The organism is Chryseobacterium sp. PMSZPI (genome assembly GCF_002835665.1).
Lineage (GTDB): Bacteria > Bacteroidota > Bacteroidia > Flavobacteriales > Weeksellaceae > Chryseobacterium.
Genome location: NZ_PIZV01000010.1, coordinates 14,537 through 39,274 on the forward strand (window position 1 = coordinate 14,537; position 24,738 = coordinate 39,274).

Consider the following 24,738-nt stretch of genomic DNA (forward strand, 5'->3'; position numbering starts at 1 on the left):
CCGTGGTTCTCTTTTTTATATACTGCCTAGTCTTTTATTAAATTGTATAAAGTATAATAGCTGGACGTATCTTTTCCAATAACCTCCCAACCGGCTTTCTGATGGGCTATGACTTTGGGATTCTCATTAATTACTATTGAAAAAAGGTGATCAAATTTGGGTTTTAAATAAGGTTTAAGAAACTCAAGCATTGCCTTCGGAATTCCTAATCTTTGAAAATCGCGTTCTACAACGATTTGTGTCCTGTTTGAAACCCTTGCATGTTGAGAAATGATATTGTTTCTCTTAAATTCGGCAATTACACTTTTATACTGATTGTGAGCACATGAAAAATTATCATTAATATAATACCCTACAATCATTTCATCTACAAGAGCAACTGCCATCTCCTGAGCGTTAATGATATTAGCAAGATCTTCAGGTGTAAAAGGCTCACAATACAAAAAACCATCTTGTTTATTTTCTGTGTCCAGAGAACTTATTATCCATTTCCTGTTTAATTTCTGAATAGATTCCAGGTCCATAAGAGTTGCAAGTCTGATTTGGATTTCCTGATTTGTTTTGGTTGTAAATGTTTTCATATTTTAAAATTTGTGTGTGAGTGCAGGTTATCATAGATTTTGCACTCTTCAAATTTCTAAAAGCATTTATTCATGCACAACATTTAGTCTATATTTTTCACTATGCCGTGAATAAATTATCAAATTCTCAATCAATTTTATATAAAATTTGAAAAATAACTTTACAAACAAGCGAGATATTATGTAAAAATCATTTTGCAGGCCTCTAAATCTTTATGCTAAGACCAAAGTATATAATTTTTGAAAGGAAAAATTCGGATTTCAACAATAATTTGGATGTAAAAAAGCAAAAATCTCCGTCGGAAAATAGTTTTGTGTACTAATCATAAAACCTTAGAGGGAAAAAGTAGAAAAAAGACGGAGATTATTTTTGCATGCATTCTGCAAGATCAGCTGTCCTATCTCTGACCCATGAGAACCAGACAAAAATAAAAACTATCTTCCTTTTCAGGAAAAGGATGCTTGTAGAATTTAATCCCTCTCATATGTAGAACTAAAACTACTTTTCTGATAATCATGCATCAAGAGCAAAAGTTATGGGATTAGATATTTATACCTTATACATTTTACGCAAAGGACTTTCAATATCTAACAGGTTATTTTTAGGGAGCAAAGATGGAATCAATTTCATTGATTCTTTCTAAGCGTACGTATATCCATATAGCTTATTCAGCGACTTTGTCGCCTTTTCTTTGCTTACTTCTTATATAAAGGAATCCGAATAGGGTCTTTGCGTTTATAAAATCGGACACATTTAAGTTTATTACATCATTGTAATGACACAATACTTAATCCCAAATATTGAGACGGTCCTAATTATATTCCACACAGATTTTGAGACTGACCCCGTTTAATCCTTTTTAAAACTGCCAAGTCCTACAACTTTATTCAATAAAAAAAGAGAAGCAATAGTTTGCTTCTCTCATTTAATTTAGTAGCGGGAACCGGACTCGAACCGATGACCTTCGGGTTATGAGCCCGACGAGCTACCTACTGCTCCATCCCGCGATATTGGATTGCAAATGTACGACTTTTTATTTAAAATCCTAATTTTTCTTTTAAATAAAGGACTTTTATGAAAACTATTTTATTATTTGTATCTTTGTTTTATGGCAAAAATATTGAAAATTTACCCGGACAACCCACAGGAAAATCTTGTGAATGAGGTTATTAAAACTTTAAACAATGGCGGACTGATTATCTATCCTTCGGATACTATTTATGCATTAGGCTGTAATATTTTTGATATAAAAGCCATGGAAAAACTGGCTCAGTTGAAAAAAATGAAGCTTGATAAAGCTAAATTTTCGATTATTTGTAACGATCTCAGCCATCTTTCTGACTTTACAAGACCCATTGACACTTCGGTTTTCAGATTTCTGAAAAGCCACCTTCCAGGTCCTTTTACATTTATCCTTGAAGCCAACAAAAGCTTACCTTTAGCCTATAAAGGTCACAAAACAATTGGTATCCGTGTTCCTGATCATCCGATTCCTCAGCTTATCGTTGAAAAATTGGGTCATCCAATTGCCTCTACTTCCATCCGGGATGATGATGAAATCATTGAGTATTCTACAGATCCCGAACTTATCGCTGAAAAATACGACCATCTTGTAGATATTGTCATTGATTCAGGATATGGTGATAATGTAGCGTCAACCATTGTAGATCTTACTTCAGGAGAACCGGAGGTAATCCGCCAGGGAAAAGGAATTGTTTAGTTTAAAATTTAACGATTAGATTAAAATATAAACTTGATCGATTTAGGATTATGAGTGTTCTTGGGAAATATTCTATAGGAATTTTACTCACTTTTATGCTTCTGGCTGCAGTGATGCTCTATATTTTTCCTATTGTAAGTATCATTACGGGAACAAAGGGTATTACATCCAACAACTTTTTGTTGAGTAGGATTGTCATATGGATTGTGCTAGGTGTTGTATTTTTATACAACCTTTTCATTGAAAAGCAACCTTTTTTATTAAAAGAAGAAAAAAAATATTCTATCGGATTCTATATAAAAGCTGTCATTTCTTTGTATCTTATTTGCGCAATAGGTGGTGCTTTTTTAAATGTAATAATCCGAATTTCAACCCATGAACAAACGAGTAATAAACTTCTTCAACTGGTTTCTATTTTCAAAAATGATTATTTTTTAATTATTTTTACATGCTTTACGGCAGGTGCTGTGGAGGAACTTCTGATGCGGGGATATATGCAGCCCAGAATTGAGAAAATATACAACAGCCCGATTGCAGGGGTTATCATCTCAGCGATTGTATTTGGAATTCTGCACAGCACATACGGAACGATAGGTCAGATTGTTGTACCTTTCTTTATTGGAGCCGTTTTTGCCATGTTTTATAAATTATATTCCAATATTAAAATTCTCATCATCTGTCACTTTATGTTTGACTTTGTGTCTCTGATGATTATGAATTTTACAGAAATTAAACATTTATCTGCATTTTTAACATTATGAAAATTATAACATCACCTGCGAAATTAATGAACGTAGAAAACACAACGGATTTGTTGAAATCTACAACTCCAAAATTCATTGAAGACTCAGCTTTTATACAATCTTATTTAAAACAAAAAACTCCGAAATATCTTTCCGAACTTATGGAGATTTCGTCTAAACTGGCTGATGAAAACTGGGAAAGAAATCAAAAATGGAAATCCAAACCTACGTCTAAAGAATCTGCTCCGGCAATGTTTGCTTTTACAGGAGAAGTCTACAGAGGTTTGGATGCAAAAACCCTGGACAAAACTGCTGTAGATTATCTGCAAAAAAATTACAGAATGCTTTCCGGATTATACGGTTTGTTAAAACCTTCCGATAAAGTAATGCTATACAGACTTGAAATGGGGCGTCCTTTTGAGTTTGATCAATACAAAAATCTATATGAATTCTGGAGAGAAAAAATTACTACTCAACTGAATTCTGAAATGAAAAAAGGTGAAATCCTTCTTCATCTGGCTAGCAATGAATATGGAAAAGTCATTGACAGAAAAAAATTAAATCATAAGGTTATCGATTTTGATTTTTATGAATTAAAAGATGGAAAACTTAAAACAATTGTAGTGTATACAAAGCACGCAAGAGGACTCGTAGTAAGATTCTGTGCTGAAACTAACGCACAAACATTGGATGACGTGAAAGCGTTCAACTATGAAGGATACAGAATCGATGAAGAAAAATCTACAGATACAAAACTGGTTTTTACAAGATAAATGACGATCTCAGCATATAAACAATATTTAAAAACAGAACTTTCCGACCTTTATACTGAGTCGGAAAGCGCTTTTTTATCCTCTCTATTTATTCATAAAATTGTAGGCTTTGATTCTTTTCAGCAAAGAAGGTTTTCTGAGCAGAACCTTTTGATTGACGACGAGAAGCAGCTTTGCCATTTGATTGCAGAATTAAAGACCGGTAGACCTTATCAACAAATTCTAGGAGAAACCGAGTTTTATGGAATGACATTCTTCGTAGATGAAAATGTATTGATACCCCGTCCTGAAACAGAGGAGTTGCTGGAAATGGCAATTCGGGAGATTCAAAATGTAAAGACTAAGGGTTTAAAAATTCTCGACATCGGGACAGGAAGCGGAGTCATTCCATTGGTTTTAAAAAAATATTTTCCTGATGCTGAAGTTTCTTCAATAGATTTTTCAGAAAAAGCTTTGGAAACTGCTAAAAGAAATGCGGACCACCATCATCTGGAAGTTAATTTCATTCATACTGACTACCTGCATTTTGTGCTTGAGGAAAAATATGATATCATCATTTCCAATCCACCATACATAGGAATTGAAGAAGAGATTGACATTGCAGATTCGGTGAAAGGATTTGAACCTACTATGGCACTTTTCTCTCCTACTTCTGATGCTTTGATCTTTTACAAAAAAATTGCGGAAGATGCTAAAAACCATTTGAAAGACGGAGGAATGTTATTCTTAGAAATCAATCAGAAATTAGGTCCGGAAACTTTAGAGCTATACTCTTACTTTTCCAGGGCGGAATTGCTAAAAGATTTATCTGAAAATGACAGATTCATCTATGGGACAAAATAGTTCTTTTTTGTATCATTAAAAGTAAATTAATACCATGTTCATCAAATCACACAATATCAATAATATAAAAATTGCAGAGGTAATTTCCGATGAAATAATCATCCAATCTGTTCAGGATGGATTAGACTTAATGGGTGATATTTATTATCAGGGATTTGATAAAGTCATTCTTTATGAGCAAAACATAACTCCTGATTTTTTTGATCTGAAGACAAAAATAGCAGGTGAAATTCTTCAAAAATTCTCAAATTACCGAATCGGATTATCCATTATTGGGAATGTCAAAAAATATAAAAGTAAAAGTTTGAATGACTTTATTTTTGAAAGCAATACAGCCAGACATATCAATTTTTCAGAAACATTAGAAGAGGCTTTGGAGAGAGCCACAAGGTAATTATTTGTAATTTTTTATTCAAAAAGGAAATAAATCCGACTTATTTCCCATACCAACTTGTGCATAAATTCAATCAATAGATTATCTAACGGATAAAATTATTCAGATAAAAAGATTGATTGATTAATAATCTCAACAAAAATAAATTTAATCATCACAAAACAAGATAGTTAACAAAATTATTTGTACTTTTGAAAAAAACACAAGGATTATGAATTTTACTATTTCTAATAGTGATAGATGCCCAGGGCAGTCTATCCATACATTACATTTTTCCTCAAATCTATCCATAAACAGTAAAGACAAAATTACTTCTTGCTTTAGGAGGTGATTAACCATTGCTTTTATCGAAGTTAGGATTCATCTTTTGTATTTCGATACTCAATTATAAGACCATTCAAAAAGAATTGTCATGATTACCCGTTGTTTAAAGTCATTAACAAATATTAAAAAAATTATCATTAACAAAAAAATCACACACGATGAAAAATCTTTTCTTATTCATTACATTTTTATTGTTTAGTCCGTTTACATTAGCACAGGTTGGGATTAATACACCCACTCCGGATGGAAGTGCTGCATTGGATATTTACAGTCAAAATAAAGGGCTTTTGATTCCCAGACTCACTACTACCAAAAGAGATGCAATTTCTAATCCGGCACATTCTCTTATTATTTATGATACTGATAAGAAATGTTTAAGCCAAAACGTGGGAACTCCTACCAGCCCGGATTGGCTGTGCATTAGTGGAAATGCTGTCAGAATGTTTTATATGCCAAGTGTTTCCTTCAATACTTCTCAAAATGCCTCCGGACAGACTAAAGATTTGTATACTCTTTATAAAAATCAGTTTGGATCGCCAAAAGCGAAAAGTACCAGTGCACCTTCTTCCATTCCTTATTTCCCTTCAAGTAGTGACCTTTATTATTATGTAACGGATGCTGATCCGAATGTATTCAGTAATATATCTATTTCTGATAGCGGCGTAATGACATACGATGTGAAAGCAGCTGCAACCGATTGTTCTTTTATTAATATTGTTTTTGTGGTAAAATAATTGAATGATGACAAAAAATAATCAAGTTTTACAACACACAAAGCTTCTGTTGATTTTTTTGCTGTTAATTCTTTCTCAACTTATTTCAGCACAAAATGAACAAGGGACAGGATATCCTTATTTTGTTAATTTCACCCAGGGATTACAACCCCAGGAAGCCTACAAAGTAACAACAAGTGGTGTTCAAAATGACGCTACCTTTACAACAGATGGTCTGCGATTAACTCGTAATATAAACAATATATCCGGAGGTGTTATCCTTGCAGACAGAATCTTTAAAAGCAACCAGGGAATTAAATTTGAGTTTGAATATGCTATTTATGGAGGAGGTTCAAATGGCGGAGATGGGATTTCCATATTTCTCATAGATGGATCCATCCCTAAGCAACAGCTTAATCTTGGATATTTTGGAGGTGGATTAGGTTATACTTTTATTCGGGGGAGCCAAAGTATGGAAGGATTAAGAGGAGCCTATTTAGGCATTGGTCTGGATGAATTCGGAAATTTTAAAACGACTTTTAATCAATCCGACAGAAGAAGAAATGGAATTTTTGGTACCACCTTAGCAGATTTCCGCAATAATGTTACCTTAAGAGCTAAGCGTGGAAACCAAGATCTTCCCAATTCCGAATCAGCAGGATATAATGGCTATCCTCTACTCTATACTACTGCAACGAATGCTTCTCCTTCCAGTAATAATCGTTCTGTTTATTTGGATGTTCAAACAGGAAATTACGTTGGGGCCCAAAGAACCGATCTTACACAGTTTACGGTTGAAAATGGTGGAAATTCAATTCCTCAAAATGACACTGACGTAAGATTTCGGAAAGCATATGTAACATTGGTTCCCAATCCTACCGGAGGCTATAATATTACCCTTGAAATACAGCATGGAAACGTTAAAGAAAAAGTAATTGATAATTATTATTACCCCCCAACCTTAAAGTATACTGAAAATGTATACCCGATTTTTAACTATTTCACATGGTCATGGACGTATAACAACAAACAGGTAAGAACTTTAGACACTTCTCCTCCGGCCACTTTCAGAATTGGATTTGCTGCATCTACAGGAGATGCTAAAAATATACACTTATTAAAAAACCTGGGTGTTACCAGACCCTATTCTGCTGAAGTAACGGATGATTTGTTTGCCGGCTGTCCTAATATAAAGTCCACTTATTCTCCATTATTAAATGACGTCGCTTACACTTCCCTAAACGGCCAAAACCCGCCGGTAGCATCTTATGATAATATCGATTTTAATTCATTCCGATTTTTGGATCTCAATGGAGCTGTCATTCCAAACATTGTAGGTGGAGTATATACCAACAGTGAAGGCACATGGACTTATTATCCTTCAACAGGAAGGTTGTCTTTTAAACCTGCCAATGGATTTACCGGAGTTGCAAAAATAATGTATGACATTAAAGGAGGAGGACGAAACGGAACTGAAAGTCCTTATAATGATGAAAGTTACAGATCAATGCCAGCCTTGGTACAGGTTAATATTTCAAACTCTAACAATTGTAGTAAATCCTGTGTGGTTTCTAATAAAAATGTAACTCAAAAAATATATACTAATCCATAAAATTAAAACCAGCATTCTACTGCTGGTTTTTTTATTATTTCAGCTGCTGAATATTTTAAACCGTTAAGAATTTTTAAATCTGTTAAGTTTAAAAGTTAAGTCTCCTTTTTCTCAAAATATTCAATGGCATCTGCTATAGCCTTATCGGTGGACTGATAATGCATCCCTAATTCGTCTTTTGACTTTTGGTTAGAATAATAATTAAAAACCTGAAGTGCTTTCATATTGACTGAGCTAAGATTCGTTTTTATTTTAAACCTTCTCATACCATCACCTAATCTGCCCAAAACATTCAACAGGATATTGGGGATAGGTATCATCATGGGATTTTGGTGGGTAATTTTATTTATTTTAGTAAAAAATTCTTTGTAGCTAAGATCATCATTAGCCAGCACATATTTTTCCCTATTTTTCCCTTTTTGGATTGCCTTTACCACCCCATCAGCTACATCTTCTGCATGAACAAAATTCTTCCCGCCTTTCGGATAGAAAATCCATTTCTTTTTCCATGCCCAAAAAATGATTTTCCCTGAACTTGGCTTATTGTCAAAAGCTCCAATCATAAAGGTTGGATTGAGAATAACTACCTCCGTATTTTGAGCATTTTTTAAAAGATAATTTTCTGCTTCCAACTTACTTTGAGCATATAAAGATACTGTAAAAGGATATTGTTGTGGTTTTTCTTCATGCCCGGAATCTTCCCTGCTTCCATATCCTAAGGTATTGGCAGAACTTATAAATATGAACTTTTTAACCCCGGATAACTCCGCCTGCGTCAATAAATTTACCGTAAAATCATAATTTACTGTTCTATACTCCTCATAATGAATTAAATTTTGGCGGGTTTCCGCTGCTATATGGACAATAACATCAATCTCTCGAAGGTATGACGATACATCTGTCGATCTATCTCCTTCAACAAATTTCAGATTCTCGTTTTTTTTATCCAAATAGTCGCTTTTCTTGCGCACCAGAGCAGTAACAAAATAACCATCTTTTAATAATTTAATCATTACATGGGTTCCTAAAAGACCGGTGGCCCCGGTTACAAAAACTTTTTTCATACGCTACCATATCCTTTTCTAAAGCTATTTGCCAATATTAATCTCATGCTTCAATCTCTCTTTTTATGGCTTGTGTCATCAAAGGAAGCTTGATCCATATCGGTAGTATCTTCATGATCAGCCAGCTGATTGGATTTACCATAATTACAGAATCTTTCTTAAATAATTGACGAATACTGTACGAAGCCACATTATCCGGATCTAGAAGTGTCAGCTTCCCCAGAAAACCTTGTTTTTCAATCCTCTCACAAACATCTGCATTGGTCCTCATAGCTCCGGGGTTGACAACGCTTACAAAAACATTGGTATCTTTCAGTTCTTCATGTAATCCTCTCGAGAATGAATGGATAAAAGTTTTGGACGCAGGATATACTGTTTTAAAACCAATCGGAGAAAAAGCTGCCATACTGGAAACATTTAGAATATAGGCTTTAGGCTGCTTTAAAAGATTAGGAAGCAACTGATGAGTAATCAAAGAAGTAGCGGCTACATTAACCTGTAAAATTGCATTAATATAATCAGAACTAGCTTCAGTAAATTTTTTGGTTCCGCCAAGTCCTGCATTGTTGATCAGAATATAAATATCAAAAGAGGCATTCAGCCATTTTGTAAGCTTTATCACATTTTCATTTATAGAAAGATCAACTTCATAGTAATAGGCCTTTATTTGATAGGTATCTTCCAGTTCTTGACATAATTTTTGCAAATTCTGATCCGGCAGGCTGACCAGAATAACATTAATGTGTTTTTTGGCAAGATTTTCAGCAAATGATTTCCCTAATCCCTGACTTGCTCCTGTAATGACAGCATATGATTCTTCGGTATTCATAAAAATAAATTATAATACAAATCTATCTATGAAACACTCATACAATGTTCCGGATTATCTGAATGAACCTATTTTCAAACCGTCAACTAAAAACAAATAAACAACTGAAATTAAACGAGTTATAAAAACAAAAAAGTAAAACTTTATAAATCGGAACCTGTTTTTTTGAATTCGGAAGGGGTTTGCCCCGTTATTTTTTTAAAAGTAGTATTAAAAGAAGTCTTCGAATTGAATCCTGATTCATAAGCGATTCCTAAAATTGATAATTTGCTATTTGATTCCTTTAGAAGAAGTTTAGCATATTCAACTCTGTACTCATTGACGTATTGGAAAAAATTCTTTTCAAACCCTGTATTAATTACGTAGGATAAATGATGGGTTGAAACAGCAGTCATATCAGCAAGTCTGATAAGATTCAGCTCACTATCCAAATAAGGCTTTTGAATAGCCATAATGTTTTCAAGTTGTTCTTTAATTTTAAATAATTCTTCATCAGAGATCAACTTTCTTTTTACTTCCTCCAAATCGCTATCTTCATTGATAGAAATTAATTCTTTGCGTTGATTTTCTTCGAGAGGATAAATTTCCTTTTGTTTCAACGAATAATAACCTACACAATAGACAACCAATAGAAAAATAGCATTGATAAAGAAGTTCAATGAAGTCGGATTATAAAACAGGTTATACATCACATAGATGATATTCACCATAAAGAGCACCAAAATAATGTACTCCAGCCAATTCAAATCAATCCCTTCTGTATTTGATGAAAATTGTTGAATCTTTCGCTGATGCCTTCTAATCGTAATATAAGAGATTCCTGTATAACATAATGCCTGGGCAAGAATCAGCATAATACTCAGATATTCAAAAGGAGTATTGTAACCTAGTCTAATGCACCAAAGACATATTAAAAAAGCAATTGGGAATACAAGAAATTTAAGATCTGTTATTTTAAATGTAAAAGAGGGATTGGTATAAAATAGTACACTGAAATAAAAGAAAACAGGTGTCAAAAACTGTATAAACCGAACCAAAAACAGAGATTGAAACTCAACCACGGAACCCGTTATTAAAAACAGAACTTCATCCATCCAGAAAGTAGACCATAAAAACAGGAAAATTCCAAAGCAAAAATTGGCTTTACGGTTTACCTTTAAGGGATTGGCCAGCTTCAGAAAAGAAAGCAAAACCAATGAACCATAGATAAGTATCACGATGAAACTGTTGAATTCTGATGGGTTCATTGGTCCTGATATTTTTTATTTAAAATAGTCTCTTATCCTATTCGCTTTCTGACAAAAATTTCATAGGCTAAATAAATCAGTGGAAGCGACATTATTCCTAAGAAAAATATATTACTCATCGCTTGCTGTGGGTGCATGGCAATAGAATATACAAGCCCGAAAAAGGCTCCTCCAAGATGAGCAGCATGTCCCAGATTGTCCCATTGTTTCGGATTCAGCATCATGTATACGGAATATCCGAAATACACTGCTCCAAATAGCCATCCCGGTAAAAAATTGACACTGATCTCATTAGGTGCCATTGCGATGGAAGCAAAAATAATTCCGGAAACAGCTCCTGAAGCTCCAATTGCAGAATACCAAGGCTGGTTTTTATAAATCTGCAGGCTAAATAAATTTCCCAGAATCATAGATCCGAAATAAATAATCAGAAAACCTACTTCTCCAAAAAAGCTAACTACCACCCCCTGGAAAAAATACAGGGAAAGCATATTAAAAAACAAATGCATAAAATCTGCATGCAAAAATGCAGAACTTACGAGCCTTACATATTCTTTACGATTCGCAATAGCCCCAACATTAAATTTATATTTTTCAAATAATGCTATATTATTGAAGCCCATGTAACTAAAGATACATGTAATAGCCATGATAATTAAAACCAATATATCCATCTTATGCTTTTTATCTTATTCTTAAACAGACCGTTTCAGTCTATTCATTGTCATTATTCTCGTCGCTCTGAAACAGATCACCAATCATTCCTCCTTCATCATCCATATCGCCGGTTGGTTCCGGTTCTTCATATACTTCAGGTTCTTCTTCAACAGGTTCAGGAATGGTAATATTAATAGCTTTTACCTTAAACTTGGTAAACTGATTTCCAATCGCTTTTATTCCTTTTACCGTTATAAATTCATCAATATTTATAGTTTCAGGATCGCGTTCTTTTCCTTTATCCTTTGCAAAAATAATTTCAGCTGTGGCATCATTGGCCACAATTACATTTTCAATGAATGATTTTGGATGTTCCGATGGCATGAATGTCTGCACATTTACTGTATTCTCTAATAAAAATCTCTTGATAAAGTAAATATCTTTTTCTCCATCATAGTAGATACAGGTAATCGGTTGTGCCGGTCTCCATTTTTCTAATACCAAATATTCGTCATCAAAACGGTTACCCAGATCAAAAGAAACCAATTTTACTTCTCCATTGGTATTGATGGTAAGGATTTTATCATCACCTTTAAAGCTTCCTAATAATGTACCTCTTGCATCGGCGTTCAATCTTCTCACGGTATCATCAAACCAGATTTTTCTTGGAGCCAGCGTGGATACACCTTCTTCCTTCATATCCACTTTTTTCACAGCGTATTTGGTCACCAGGTTTCCTTTGGAGTCACGTCCTTTGATGGCAAGATCGGAGAAATTAATCTCCATTTTATTCTTTCTGATTCTCGGATTAGGCTTAAGGAGTACAGTTACCGTTTCGGCTTCTCCATTAGGATTGGCTGAAAAATATAATGTTTCTGAACCTTTTTTATCTGAAGCCAATGGATAATCTGTATTTCTGGTTACCCCCGTTACGGAAAAACGTTTCATATAGTACGGTCCTTCCCTACCTTCACGATAGATCATATTATAAACCGTTCTTTTATCATTTTTCTTCCATACAGCAACATGAAGAATATCTTTTCCGATGAAGGTTTTGGCTTCTACTTTCACCACCTTCATACTTCCATCTTTCCTGAAAGTAATGATATCATCAATATCGGAGCAATCAAACATATACTGATCTTTTTTCAAAGAAGTTCCGATAAAACCTTCCTCAAAATTAGCATAGAATTTCTCATTGGCTACGGCTACTTTTGTAGCATCAATCGTATCAAAGATTCTAAGTTCAGTTTTTCTTTGCTTGTCTTTTCCGTATTTCTTTTGAATATTTAAATAATAATCAATCGCATAAGCGATCAAATTGGCAAGGTGATATTTTACCTGTTCTATTTTCCCTTCAAGAGCGGCAATATTTTCTTTAAATTTATCCAAATCGAATCTTGAAATTCTCTTGATTCTGATTTCTGTTAATTTTAAAATATCTTCTTCCGTTACAGCTCTTAAAAGATGTCCTGTATGTGGCTTTAATCCTTTATCGATAGTTTTCAGTACATCCTCCCAGGTTTTTACTTCTTCAATATCGTGGTAAATTCTATTTTCGATGAAAATTCTTTCCAGTGAAGAAAAATGCCAGCTTTCCTGAAGTTCGTGAAGCTCAATTTCTAATTCCTTCTTCAGCAACGACACTGTATGATCCGTATTCATTTTCAGAATATCGGAAACATTCATAAACATAGGTTTATCTCCTACAATAACGCAGGCATTCGGAGAAATGGTTACCTGACAGTCTGTGAATGCATATAGAGCATCAATGGTTTTGTCAGGAGATACATCATTATGGATGTGAATCAGAATTTCTACTTTATCTGAAGTATTGTCTTCAATCTTTTTAATCTTGATCTTCCCTTTTTCGTTTGCCTTTAAAATCGAATCGATCAGATCACTTGTTGTTTTGGAATAAGGAAGTTCGGAGATAACCAACGTATGCTTATCCGTCTGGGTAATTTTAGCTCTGGCTCTTACTTTTCCACCTCTGTGGCCATCGTTATATTCGGAAACATCCAGATATCCTGCTGTTAAGAAATCAGGATATAATTCAAATCTCTTTCCTTTCAAATAGGCTACAGAAGCATTGATTAGCTCGTTAAAGTTGTGTGGAAGTATTTTGGTAGAAAGCCCTACCCCAATTCCTTCTACCCCTTGAGCAAGAAGCAACGGAAACTTTACCGGTAAATCGATCGGCTCATTATTTCTACCATCATAAGATTTGGCCCACTCGGTCGTTTTAGGATTAAAGACCACTTCCAAAGCAAACGGAGTTAACCTGGCTTCAATATACCTGGCTGCCGCCGCAGAATCACCGGTGTAGATATTCCCCCAGTTTCCTTGGGTATCGATCAGTAATTCTTTCTGTCCGATTTGCACCATGGCATCAGTAATGGAAGCATCACCATGGGGGTGATATTTCATTGTATTTCCTACAATATTAGCCACTTTATTATAACGGCCGTCTTCCAGCTCACGCATAGAGTGCATAATTCTTCGTTGAACAGGCTTTAGCCCATCATATACCGAAGGAATGGCCCTATCCAAAATTACATAGGAAGCATAATCCAGAAACCAGTCTTTATAAAGACCTGAAACTTTCTTCAAGCTTTCACCCTCATGCGAATATTCTTCTGTCGTCATCTGTTTTTTTATCTATTTTTCTCTTTATTAGCTTTCACTACTTTATTGAGAGAGAGTTTTAAATCATTTACTTCTTTTTGGTTCAAATAAGAAATCTGGTATTTAAGAATCGTAGAACCATTATTCTTACTTGAGACGGTGATGTATAATCTTTTAATAAAAAAAATACTGATCACATCATATTTTAGCAATTTATATTTTGGAAATTCATCATGTAATGCTTTATTTAAAAAAGGAATAATATTTCTGTTTTTAAAATTCAGCGCTTCTCCATCACTATCATATTCAAAAATCTGTCGTCCATTAATATGAAAAAGAATCAGCATTAAAACGGGAATAATAATTAATAAATAACTTTCAGCTCCCAAAGCATTAAATCTATACTTATTTGCCCAAAAGGCTATTACTCCAAATACTACTGCCATTAGCAACAGCGTATTTATAAAATTATAAACTGATGTTTTATTTCGGTTACTTAGTCTCATTTTATGTTGATCAGTTTTATTCTTCTATTTCATCCAGGATTTCTTTTTTATCAATATCTGTATCTTCAACTACCAGATTTTCAAGGATGAATGTTTGTCTGTCCGGAGTATTTTTCCCCATATAAAATTCAAGAAGCTGCTCAATAGTCTGATCTTTTCCTACTACTACAGGTTCTAAACGGATATCTTTACCAATAAAATGTTTAAACTCATCCGGAGAAATTTCACCTAATCCTTTGAATCGGGTGATTTCAGGGTTTTTTCCAAGCTCATTCAAAGCTTTTATTCTTTCCAATTCTGTATAACAGTATCTTGTTTCTTTTTTATTTCTAACCCTGAACAACGGAGTCTGTAGAATATAAAGGTGTCCATTTTTGATCAAATCCGGGAAGAATTGTAAGAAAAACGTAATCATCAGTAATCGGATGTGCATCCCATCAACATCGGCATCGGTAGCAATAATCACCTGATTATATCTAAGGTCTTCTAAGCTTTCCTCAATATTTAAAGCAGCCTGAAGAAGGTTAAATTCCTCATTTTCATATACCACTTTCTTAGTAAGTCCATAACAATTCAATGGCTTACCTTTCAGTGAGAATACCGCTTGTGTTTCTACATCTCTGGATTTTGTAATAGATCCGGATGCGGAATCTCCCTCGGTAATAAAAATTTGAGTATCACCTTTTCTTTCGGCTTTCTGATCGTTATAATGCTGTCTACAGTCTCGAAGCTTTTTGTTGTGAAGAGAAACTTTTTTGGCTCTTTCTCTTGCCAGCTTCTGAATCCCTGAAAGTTCTTTTCTTTCTCTTTCAGAAATCAATATTTTTCTCTGAATTGCTTCTGCAATCTCAGGATTTTTGTGAAGGAAATTATCGAGTTTGCTTTTAAGGAAATCAATTACAAAAGTTCTTACGGTAGGCCCATTCGGTCCGATATCGTTAGATCCTAATTTTGTTTTGGTCTGAGATTCAAACACCGGCTCTTCCACATTGATGGAAATAGCAGCAATAATCGATTTTCTAATATCTGAAGCATCGAAATTTTTATTAAAAAACTCACGAATCGTTTTTACATAGGCTTCACGGAAAGCATTAAGGTGGGTACCTCCTTGTGTTGTATTCTGTCCATTAACGAATGAAAAGTAAGTCTCCGTCTGGGATTTATCCGTGTGAGTAATGGCTACCTCAATATCGTCATCTTTCAAATGAACGATCGGATACAGCGTATCACTTTCCAATTCTTCTTCCAAAAGGTCTTTCAAACCATTTTCTGAAAAATAGGTTTCCCCATTGAAAAGAATTTTCAATCCCGGATTCAGATAGGCGTAGTTTCGGAGCATTCTTTCGATATACTCTTTTCTGTATTTAAAGTGCAGGAATATTTCACCATCAGGAATAAAGGAAATTTCCGTACCGTTTCTGTCCGAAGTATCTTTTTCATCAAAGTTTTCTTTGATCATACCACGGGAGAATTCGGCCATTTTCATTTTTCCATCACGGAAAGAACGTACTCTAAAATAGTCCGAAAGAGCGTTTACCGCTTTGGTACCGACCCCGTTCAATCCTACGGATTTTTTGAAGGCTTTACTATCGTACTTACCTCCGGTATTCATTTTGGAAACGGCATCTACTACTTTTCCTAATGGAATTCCACGACCGAAGTCACGGATGGTAACTTTACCGTCGTCGAGTTTTATTTCAATTCTTTTTCCGGATTTCATTCTGAACTCATCAATAGAGTTATCCAGAATTTCTTTAAGCAAAATATAAATACCATCATCAGCGGAGGAACCGTCACCAAGCTTCCCGATGTACATGCCGGGGCGCAAACGGATATGTTCCTGCCAATCGAGGGTTCTGATATTATCTTCGGAGTAGGTTGGATTTATTTCTTGTGACATATATGATTTCAGCAAACATACAAAAGTACGAAATTGTCCAAAATTATCCGAATTTTAAAATTCATTTTTTAGCTTTAAAAGCAATAAATATTTCCAAATGGAATAATTCACCATAAATAGATTAAAATAACAATCATTTATGCATAATGCCCGTTGTACATTTTGATATTTTAACGTCAGCTCAGAGTAAAGTTTTGAAGCCGGGAGCTGGAGGCTGAAAGTGATGAAGGCCATAAAAATAACTATTCATCTTTTTTATTGATCTTAAGGCAAAATTAATGATGTCATAGGCTATCAATCATTACTAACTTCCAGCTTCTTTCTTCTAGCTTCCAACCCTTTTTACCCTGATCTCAGGTGATTTTAGCCTCAAAATGCACAACGGGTATTAGAAGAGTAAAAGTTATATCCAGTAATACAGTAATACATTAATTCGTATTCAGAACCGTAGGGCTACCATTTTCCAACTGGCATATTATATTCTTTAACATAGCAGGAACAATCAATTTATGAAAAGGACGAACGGGCAGGAAGTACAATATACCCAGCCAATTATGGAATTTTACTGTGGTGGAAATCGTCAGAGAGTTTAGATCCTTCAGATCTTGTTTCTGATCAATCATAAGGGAAATTCTAAAATCCAGATGTTTATCATCTTCACCCAAAATAATTTCATTGCAGGTTTTATCAAATACTTTAAAAAGTCCTACGCGATCTCCTACTTCACATTTAAAATTTTCAATATTCTGTGTTTTTTCAACTTCAGCACCTGTTTTTAGCCCCAATAGACCAACAACTTTATTTCTAAAAGCAAACATTTCCTTTCCCCATTTTGGGCCGCTGGTAAAAAAAGCTTTTCCCACTTCCTCTATGCTAAAGCGTTGAGGATTATTTGCCAATTCTCCTTCAAAACTATCGATATAATCGAAATTATTTTTTCCTTGAGATAAAATGGATTCTTGCGGAAATTCAACTTTCTTAATATTCATGTCATTGGGTGTAAGTGGGTTATTTGTATAACAAATGTAAGTATCTTTCTTTAGATGCAAAAGAAAATATTAAACAAATGTTTGTTTGATTTTAGTTTCCTTTGAAAGACTTACATTTTAAACTATAAGTCATTGTAAGCAGTACTTCCGGACAAACTTTTAAAGCATTTCTGATTTATCATTCAACGTTTTAAATATTTCATTAAATTCGATAACCAGAAAATTTGTTTATATGATACAACTTCCTCTATCGAAGCTTTCCAATGTGGGAACAACTATTTTCAGCCAGATGACACAATTGGCCAATGAAAATGAAGCCATTAATCTTTCTCAGGGATTTCCTGATTTCATGCCTGATGCAGAATTATTGGATCAGGTAAATTATTTTATAAAAAAAGGTTTCAATCAGTATGCTCCTTTGGGAGGAATAATCGGTTTAAAGGAAGAGATTGCGCGAAAAATAGAGAACAGTCATAAAGCCATCTATCATCCAGGTACTGAAATTACGGTTACTGCCGGAGGTACACAAGCTATTTTTACAGCCATTGCAGCCTTTATCAAAAAGGATGATGAAGTGATTATCTTTGAGCCGGCTTATGATTGTTATGAACCTACCGTAGAGCTTTTCGGAGGAATTGTAAAGCGATTTGAAATGAAGGCTCCGGATTATACCATCGATTGGTCCGTTGTAAAGACATTGATTAGCGACAAAACCAAAATGATCATTCTTAATAATCCGAACAATCCTTCAGGAAGAATTTTAAAAGAAGAAGATATTCAGGAACTTATTCAATTGGTGAAAGGAACTTCCATACTTATCCTTAGTGATGAAGTATATGAAAATATAGTTTTTGACGGAAAAAAACATTTAAGTATTTGCCAGTATCCGGAGCTTAAAGAAAGAAGTCTTCTTGTTGCTTCTTTCGGAAAACTTTTCCATGTTACGGGTTGGAAGGTAGGTTATTGTGCTGCTCCAAAAAATTTAACGGATGAGTTCAGGAAAGTGCATCAGTTTAACGTTTTCTGCGTTAATACACCTATCCAGCTTGCTTTAGCAGAATACATGAAAAACGATGAGCATTATACTCATCTTAATCAGTTTTTCCAGGAAAAAAGAGATTTTTTAAGACAGGGGTTAGCCAACACCTCTTTTGAATTACTCGATTGTGAAGGAACTTACTTTCAGGCTGTAAAATATAGTGCAATCTCTGACAAAAATGATTTTGATTTTGCCACTGAACTTACGATCAGTCATAAGGTAGCCACTGTTCCTTTCTCTTCTTTTTATAAAAACAAATTAAATGAAAATGTGATCAGATTATGTTTTGCCAAAAAAGAGGAAACTTTGGAAAGAGCCATTGAAAATCTTTCCAGGCTTTAATTTTTAAACAAGCTCATTTAATACTATTTAGGGTCTGTTTAAATTTCTAAATTTGATTTTTTGCATGTCATTCAAATTTTTATCTAAATCATATTCTTTGAGTGTTTTTTAATTAAAAATAGAATATATGGATTATGAATTTTCTGACGCAAAGTTTTCATTTTTGAAATTGTCGATTTTAAGAGAGCAAAAGATAGAATCAACTTTGTTGATTCGTCAAAGCGTATGTGCATATTGCTTCATCAGTGGCAGAGCCACATCACTTTGCCCACTTAAAATAAAGCAGCATTATTAATGAACTTTGCGTTTATCTTTTTAATCAAAAAAACAATTTGACAATCAGATACATCGACTTATGAATAAAATTCAATCAGGATTTTACACTTTTTCATAATGAAGTGATTTATTGGCGTTTTTTTGTACATTCGTTATAATCAATCCATTAAAACAATAATTATGAAAAATCAAGCTTTACCTCAAGGAAAAAAACTGAACAAACAAGAATTGAATAAAATTAAAGGAGGACTTAAAATATGTATTCTTCCGGAAACAACCGAATGTGCTTTCTATGGAAATTTTTGTGGAGAGCCTCAATGTAAAATAAGGCCTTTGTAAATAATAAACTACACCTATTAAAAGAGTAAGAGGCTGTCTCAAAAATGTCATTCTGAACATAAACTGAAAGTTTACGAACGTAGTTCAGAAATGGGATGAAGAATCTCAAATAACTGACCATCAATGAGATTCTTTTGAACTGCGTTCGCAGACCTTCAGTCTGTGTCAGAAATCGAAGATTCGACGTAGTCAATGACAAAAGTCAAATAATTTGGCTTTTGAGACAGCCTCCTTTATTTATAATGATTTTTTTACCTCTGCATTATAAAAACATTCCTCCGGAAGCTTCAATTCTTTGGCCATTGATCCATCCTGCATCATCAGTACACAGGAAAGCAACGACACCACCAATATCATCTGGAAGCCCTACTCTTCCTAAGGCTGTAGCTCCGGCCACCACATCATTGATCTCCTTATCGTCTCTTACTCTTCCTCCTCCAAAATCTGTTTCGATAGCGCCTGGTGCAATCACATTTGCTTTGATTTTTCTTGGTCCTAATTCTTTAGCCATATATTTTGTCAGCATTTCTACTCCGGCTTTTATTGAACCGTAAACAGAAGAGCCGGGAGTTGCAAATCTTGCCAATCCTGAAGAAATGTTAACGATTCCTCCTCCATTATTTATAAATGGTAATAATTTTTGCGTTAAGAAAAAGACTCCTTTGAAGTGAATATCTACGATATCATCCAATTGATCTTCAGTAACTTCAGTAATTGGCGCATATAAAGCTGTTCCGGCATTATTAATCAGATAATCAATATTGGAACTTCCGGTATTTTTCTGTAAATGATCTGTGATCGTTTTTACAAACCCATCAAAACTTTTCATGTTTTTTGTATCGAGTTGAAAAGCCACTGCATTTCTCCCCATTGCTTTGATTTCACCAACCACAGCTTCTGCTTCTTCTTTGTTGCTTCTATACGTAATAATCACATCCAGACCTTTTCGGGCAATTTTTAACGCTGCATTTTTTCCTAAACCACGGTTTCCCCCTGTGATTAATGCAATTTTTGTTTTTGTTTCCATTTCTTTGTTTGATTTAATGAGACAAAATTGAGCTATTTTCAGAATGAAGTATTTGCTTAAATCAATCTGATATTTGCAAAATTCAAATCATGAACGAAATTCTAATGGAGTACAACCTGTTTTTCTTTTAAAAAAATTAGAAAAATGAGCTATTTCTTCAAAACCCAGTGTATAAGATATTTCAGAAACATTCCATTGGGTTTGTCTTAAAAGGATTTTAGCTTCCTGAATTATTCGATCAGCAATACATTCTGTAGTTGTTTTTCCGGTACTTTCTTTTAATTTTTTATTTAAATAATTAACATGAACTGACAATCTATCTGCATAATCTTTTGCTGTTTTCAATTGTAATCTTTGATCCGGAGATTCGATAGGAAATTGCCTTTCCAATAGTTCAATGAATAAAGAAACCACTCTCATCGCCGCATCATTGGAGGTTGAAATTTTAGTAGCCGGCTGTAATTTTTGACCGTAATGAATTAATTCCAATACATAATTCCTGATCAGATCATATTTAAAGACATAATCTGAATCAATTTCTTTTTTTATTTTTTTAAAAAGAACCTCTATTTCATCAGCCAGCTCATCATCGATTTCAAATATAGGAACTCCCCCGGGTTGAAAAATAGGCAGATCCTCCAGACTACTATAAGTTCTGTCTTTAATAAAAAAATCTTCTGTAAATACGCAGAAGCTCCCCGACTGCTCAGGATCTTCGGGAATCCAATGATAAGGGACCTTAGGTGTTGCAAACAATAATGCATTTTGTTTTATTGAAACAATCTTATCTGCATATTCAGCCCTGTTACGTCCTCTGATCAGACTTATTTTATAATATTTTCTTCTGTTATAGGGCATTTCAGAAGTTGTTTTTACCCTTTCAATAGTTTGAGCGATATCAAATACATTAAAATGCCCGATATCTTTATGAAGGCCTTTGGGAAAAATACTTTCAAGATCCTTACCCAGTTTGGCGGTCATCTCTCTGTAGAATTCTTCCAACGAAGTATGAGCGATCTTTTCCATATCATATGATTTGTAAAATTCAAATATACAAAGTTATCATTATGTTTATATGTGCTTCAGGTTATGCACTTACTAAGTTTAACAAAATTCATGTTTTATCAAGTTTTTGTCAATAATTTAACTATTCCCTTGTCATTATTTTCCATAAAAAGTGATTTATGTTCAATTATTTTTATTACATTAGTGATAACTAACTTACTAAAAATCAAAACCATGAAAAATCAATTTACACAAATCAGTAAAAAACTGAGCAAAAAAGAATTGAAATCTATTGCCGGAGGAATGTACGATTGTATGGTTCCTGAACCTTGCCAACCATATCCCGGCACTTGTGAATCTCATGCGGATGCTAATGGATGCACCATGATCCATCCAAAATGCGGACAAGCCATTTGCAGACCTTAATTTCAAAGATCAAATCATCTATTAATAAATTTTAAAATGAATTATTATGAAACATCAAAATGTAAAAAACGGTAAAAAACTGAATAAGAAAGAATTAAAACACATTACTGGAGGTTTACTCAACTGCATAGAACCTACGTTTTGCCCGGACCCTCCTTGTGAAGCCAGTGGACGTTGTAAAATCGTATCACCTTCATGTGCTCAGGAAAAATGTAGACCTAATTGGCCAATAGAATTTTAATTCATTGCAAAAAACTCAATAAAAAAAGAGCTGAGAATAATAACAGGAGAAAAAAAATATGCTGACTGGCTGAACAGTCAGTAAAATTTTCTATTCTGGGAGATTCTTTATTTTTATCCATTAGATATCAAAAAACTAAACCATAAAAATCAGACCATGAAAAAACAGATTTTAAATCAGGCAAAAAAGCTGAATAAAAAACAATTAAAAAGTATTTTGGGAGGAGTAATGATATGTACTCACAGCGGTGGTGGATGTGCCCAAATTCATCCTGCGTGCTATGAAAAACGCTGCCGTCCCGGCGCAACTGAAGTATGCATGCCTAATTCGAATACATGTACTTTAATTTCTTTTAGCTGTGTAGAGCCACCATGCTGGCCTAACCTTGAACCTTCAATGCCATAAAAGTAAAGATTGTCTCCTATTTTCGCACGATCAAATCTAGGAGACTATTTCTTTATTATCTGTTTCTTCCAGCAACAAAAAACGCTCCCAAATTCATGGAAACGTTTTTTAACTATAACTAACTTTAATATTTTTTCTTTATACGTTGAATCTGAAGTGCATGATGTCACCATCCTGAACGACATATTCTTTTCCTTCTACAGAAAGTTTTCCGGCTTCTTTTACTTTTACTTCGGATCCGTAAGTAACATAATCATTATATTTGATTACTTCCGCACGGATGAATCCTTTTTCGAAGTCTGTGTGAATCACCCCTGCTGCCTGAGGAGCTGTCCATCCTTGTCCAATAGTCCAGGCTCTTACTTCTTTCACTCCCGCTGTAAAATACGTCTGAAGTTTTAAAAGATCATAGGCTTTCCTGATCAAACGATTTACTCCCGGTTCAGTAAGACCTAGTTCATCAAGGAAGATTTCTCTTTCTTCAAAAGTCTCCAATTCATTAATATCAGCTTCAATCTGTGCTGCTAAAACAACAACTTCAGCACCTTCATTTTTAGCCATTTCTTCAATTTTACCAATCCATTCGTTTCCGTTTTTAATAGAATTTTCATCTACATTACAAACGTAAAGAACCGGTTTATTTGTTAAAAGCTGAACTTCACCGATAATCGATTTCGTCAAATCATCTACTGCAAATTCTCTGGCATTTTTCCCGTCTTCAAGGAATTTTTGCAGGTTTTGAAGGGTTTCATAAGTCAGAATATCTTCTTTCTTTCCTGATTTGATGAATTTTTTAGCTTTTTCAACAGCTTTCCCTACTGTTTCAAGGTCTTTCAGCTGTAATTCGATATCAATAATTTCTTTATCTCTTAATGGGTCTACAGAACCTTCAACGTGAACGATATTACCATTATCAAAACATCTTAAAACGTGGATGATTGCCTCACACTCTCGGATATTTGCCAAGAATTGGTTTCCTAATCCTTCTCCTTTGCTGGCACCTTTTACAAGACCTGCAATATCAACGATCTCAACGACAGCCGGTAAAACTCTCTCAGGTTTTACGATTTTCTCCAATTCAAACAATCTTTGATCCGGCACTGAAACCGTTCCAAGGTTGGGTTCAATTGTACAGAAAGGATAGTTTGCTGATTGAGCTTTTGCATTGCTCAGACAGTTAAAAAGAGTTGATTTACCTACATTCGGCAGGCCTACGATTCCACATTTCATATTGTAAAATTCAAAGTTTAAGGTTTAGGAGCAATCCAAGGTTTCTTCAACTTTATCATTGAACTCGGAACCTTGAATTACGAGTGTGCAAAGATAGTGATTTTTGAGGGAGTTTCATAATAAAAAAATCTGCCAGCATTCTGACAGATTTTCAACCCGTTTGGGTTTACCGATGAAGCTTTAAGGATTATCTCCTGTGGCTTCCTGCGCCAATGGCACATCATTCGGGGCTTCTTGTAAAGTTTTATCTAAAGTAAATAAAGATTCGTCTGTAGCTCTGTCACCGCCTGCAATTTTTAATTTATCAATTAAGTTTTGAGCCAACGTCTCTTCTTCAATTTGTTCTTGCACAAACCATTGCATAAAGTTCCAGGTTGCCCAGTCTTTTTCGGACATAGAGAGGTCGACAATTTTGTAAATAGCTGTTGTATTATCCACTTCATGTTTGAATACTCCTTCAAAACAAGCCGTTAAGGTTTCCGGATCTGCCGGTGGCGCCGGAATGGCATCTACTTTAGGCTTTCCGCCTCTGTTTAAAATGTATTCCATGAATTTGATTGAATGGTTTCTCTCTTCCTGGGCATGTCTGTAAAGAAAGTTGGCTATTCCCTGATAACCTTTGTCATCTGCCCAAATTCCGTAAGATAGAAAAATGTGTGATGCATGAATCTCCTTGTTCATCTGATCACTAAGTGCTTTTTCCACATTTGCGGAAAGTCTGTTAGTATTCATAATGTTATATTTTGGTGATTTTGAAATTATTCATGCAAAAATGATTCCGAGAAAGTTTTTATTTTAAATTAAATACCACACTTACTATTTATATAAAACTGATAATCATTATTTTAAATTGATAATTTATAGTTATTCTAAAATAAAATGGT

General features: G+C 34.3%; 25 protein-coding genes and 1 tRNA gene. 12 read left to right on the forward strand and 14 right to left on the reverse strand.

Annotation, left to right across the window (positions count from 1 at the left end; translation table 11 throughout):
- Positions 1–26: 26 nt before the first annotated feature.
- A complete protein-coding gene (locus CW752_RS02735; protein ID WP_101238264.1) occupies positions 27–581 on the reverse strand; it encodes a GNAT family N-acetyltransferase in 555 nt (184 codons plus the stop codon).
- A 935-nt stretch (positions 582–1,516) separates the two neighbouring features.
- Positions 1,517–1,589: transfer RNA gene (locus tag CW752_RS02740), tRNA-Met, on the reverse strand.
- Between the two features lie 101 nt (positions 1,590–1,690).
- Here CW752_RS02740 and CW752_RS02745 point away from each other — a divergent pair.
- The 7 genes from CW752_RS02745 (at position 1,691) to CW752_RS02775 (ending at position 7,704) form a co-directional block, all read left to right on the forward strand.
- Positions 1,691–2,302, forward strand: a complete 612-nt coding sequence (locus CW752_RS02745; protein WP_101238265.1) for an L-threonylcarbamoyladenylate synthase — start codon at positions 1,691–1,693, stop codon at positions 2,300–2,302.
- Between the two features lie 50 nt (positions 2,303–2,352).
- A complete protein-coding gene (locus CW752_RS02750) occupies positions 2,353–3,063 on the forward strand; it encodes a CPBP family intramembrane glutamic endopeptidase (RefSeq protein ID WP_101238266.1) in 711 nt (236 codons plus the stop codon).
- On the forward strand, positions 3,060–3,818 hold the full coding sequence (gene yaaA, locus CW752_RS02755; RefSeq protein ID WP_101238267.1) for a peroxide stress protein YaaA: 759 nt from the start codon (positions 3,060–3,062) through the stop codon (positions 3,816–3,818). The genes CW752_RS02750 and yaaA overlap by 4 nt, the downstream gene beginning before the upstream one ends.
- A complete protein-coding gene (prmC, locus tag CW752_RS02760) occupies positions 3,819–4,661 on the forward strand; it encodes a peptide chain release factor N(5)-glutamine methyltransferase (RefSeq protein WP_101238268.1) in 843 nt (280 codons plus the stop codon).
- Positions 4,662–4,695: 34 nt separating this feature from the next.
- Positions 4,696–5,055 (forward strand): DUF4180 domain-containing protein, encoded by a 360-nt coding sequence (locus CW752_RS02765; RefSeq protein ID WP_101238269.1) that lies wholly within the window; start codon positions 4,696–4,698, stop codon positions 5,053–5,055.
- Positions 5,056–5,537: 482 nt separating this feature from the next.
- Positions 5,538–6,113 carry a hypothetical protein gene (locus CW752_RS02770; RefSeq protein WP_101238270.1) on the forward strand — a complete coding sequence of 192 codons (576 nt, stop codon included), beginning with the start codon at positions 5,538–5,540 and terminating at the stop codon, positions 6,111–6,113.
- Between the two features lie 7 nt (positions 6,114–6,120).
- Positions 6,121–7,704, forward strand: a complete 1,584-nt coding sequence (locus tag CW752_RS02775; RefSeq protein WP_228401589.1) for a hypothetical protein — start codon at positions 6,121–6,123, stop codon at positions 7,702–7,704.
- A 95-nt stretch (positions 7,705–7,799) separates the two neighbouring features.
- On the opposite strand, the gene CW752_RS02780 is transcribed toward CW752_RS02775, so the two are convergent.
- The 8 genes from CW752_RS02780 to CW752_RS02815 form a co-directional block, all read right to left on the reverse strand.
- The gene (locus tag CW752_RS02780) at positions 7,800–8,768 is read right to left on the reverse strand and encodes an NAD-dependent epimerase/dehydratase family protein (protein ID WP_101238271.1); all 969 of its coding nucleotides are present in this window, start codon (positions 8,766–8,768) and stop codon (positions 7,800–7,802) included.
- Between the two features lie 43 nt (positions 8,769–8,811).
- Positions 8,812–9,597, reverse strand: coding sequence for an SDR family NAD(P)-dependent oxidoreductase (locus CW752_RS02785; RefSeq protein WP_101238272.1), 786 nt, complete (start codon positions 9,595–9,597; stop codon positions 8,812–8,814).
- A gap of 143 nt (positions 9,598–9,740) precedes the next feature.
- A complete protein-coding gene (locus tag CW752_RS02790; protein WP_101238273.1) occupies positions 9,741–10,844 on the reverse strand; it encodes a helix-turn-helix domain-containing protein in 1,104 nt (367 codons plus the stop codon).
- Positions 10,845–10,876: 32 nt separating this feature from the next.
- Positions 10,877–11,518 (reverse strand): rhomboid family intramembrane serine protease, encoded by a 642-nt coding sequence (locus CW752_RS02795; protein ID WP_101238274.1) that lies wholly within the window; start codon positions 11,516–11,518, stop codon positions 10,877–10,879.
- Positions 11,519–11,558: 40 nt separating this feature from the next.
- A complete protein-coding gene (locus tag CW752_RS02800) occupies positions 11,559–14,150 on the reverse strand; it encodes a DNA gyrase/topoisomerase IV subunit A (RefSeq protein ID WP_101238275.1) in 2,592 nt (863 codons plus the stop codon).
- Between the two features lie 8 nt (positions 14,151–14,158).
- Positions 14,159–14,575: a hypothetical protein gene (locus CW752_RS02805; protein WP_228401591.1), complete on the reverse strand. Its 417-nt coding sequence runs from the start codon at positions 14,573–14,575 to the stop codon at positions 14,159–14,161.
- Positions 14,576–14,651: 76 nt separating this feature from the next.
- The gene (locus CW752_RS02810) at positions 14,652–16,535 is read right to left on the reverse strand and encodes a DNA topoisomerase IV subunit B (protein ID WP_101238277.1); all 1,884 of its coding nucleotides are present in this window, start codon (positions 16,533–16,535) and stop codon (positions 14,652–14,654) included.
- A 428-nt stretch (positions 16,536–16,963) separates the two neighbouring features.
- On the reverse strand, positions 16,964–17,524 hold the full coding sequence (locus CW752_RS02815) for a DUF2867 domain-containing protein (protein WP_101238278.1): 561 nt from the start codon (positions 17,522–17,524) through the stop codon (positions 16,964–16,966).
- A 232-nt stretch (positions 17,525–17,756) separates the two neighbouring features.
- Between CW752_RS02815 and CW752_RS02820 the strand changes: the two genes are divergently transcribed.
- Positions 17,757–18,905 (forward strand): methionine aminotransferase, encoded by a 1,149-nt coding sequence (locus CW752_RS02820; RefSeq protein ID WP_101238279.1) that lies wholly within the window; start codon positions 17,757–17,759, stop codon positions 18,903–18,905.
- A gap of 456 nt (positions 18,906–19,361) precedes the next feature.
- On the forward strand, positions 19,362–19,520 hold the full coding sequence (locus CW752_RS16815) for a hypothetical protein (protein ID WP_185117557.1): 159 nt from the start codon (positions 19,362–19,364) through the stop codon (positions 19,518–19,520).
- Positions 19,521–19,782: 262 nt separating this feature from the next.
- Here CW752_RS16815 and CW752_RS02825 read toward each other — a convergent pair whose 3' ends face one another.
- Both CW752_RS02825 and CW752_RS02830 read right to left on the reverse strand, forming a co-directional pair.
- Positions 19,783–20,547: an SDR family NAD(P)-dependent oxidoreductase gene (locus CW752_RS02825; RefSeq protein ID WP_101238280.1), complete on the reverse strand. Its 765-nt coding sequence runs from the start codon at positions 20,545–20,547 to the stop codon at positions 19,783–19,785.
- Positions 20,548–20,634: 87 nt separating this feature from the next.
- Positions 20,635–21,573, reverse strand: a complete 939-nt coding sequence (locus CW752_RS02830) for a helix-turn-helix domain-containing protein (protein WP_101238281.1) — start codon at positions 21,571–21,573, stop codon at positions 20,635–20,637.
- Positions 21,574–21,786: 213 nt separating this feature from the next.
- Here CW752_RS02830 and CW752_RS02835 point away from each other — a divergent pair, with 213 nt between their 5' ends.
- The 3 genes from CW752_RS02835 to CW752_RS16745 all read left to right on the forward strand — a co-directional run bounded on the left by CW752_RS02835 (position 21,787) and on the right by CW752_RS16745 (position 22,624).
- On the forward strand, positions 21,787–21,978 hold the full coding sequence (locus CW752_RS02835; RefSeq protein ID WP_101238282.1) for a bacteriocin: 192 nt from the start codon (positions 21,787–21,789) through the stop codon (positions 21,976–21,978).
- Positions 21,979–22,024: 46 nt separating this feature from the next.
- On the forward strand, positions 22,025–22,219 hold the full coding sequence (locus CW752_RS02840; RefSeq protein ID WP_101238283.1) for a bacteriocin: 195 nt from the start codon (positions 22,025–22,027) through the stop codon (positions 22,217–22,219).
- Between the two features lie 156 nt (positions 22,220–22,375).
- Entirely contained in the window at positions 22,376–22,624 is a 249-nt protein-coding gene (locus CW752_RS16745; RefSeq protein WP_133121638.1) for a hypothetical protein, read from the forward strand.
- A 138-nt stretch (positions 22,625–22,762) separates the two neighbouring features.
- On the opposite strand, the gene ychF is transcribed toward CW752_RS16745, so the two are convergent.
- Together ychF and CW752_RS02850 are read right to left on the reverse strand one after the other, a co-directional pair.
- A complete protein-coding gene (gene ychF / locus CW752_RS02845) occupies positions 22,763–23,854 on the reverse strand; it encodes a redox-regulated ATPase YchF (protein ID WP_101238284.1) in 1,092 nt (363 codons plus the stop codon).
- Positions 23,855–24,034: 180 nt separating this feature from the next.
- Positions 24,035–24,586, reverse strand: a complete 552-nt coding sequence (locus CW752_RS02850) for a ferritin (protein ID WP_101238285.1) — start codon at positions 24,584–24,586, stop codon at positions 24,035–24,037.
- Positions 24,587–24,738 lie beyond the last annotated feature (152 nt).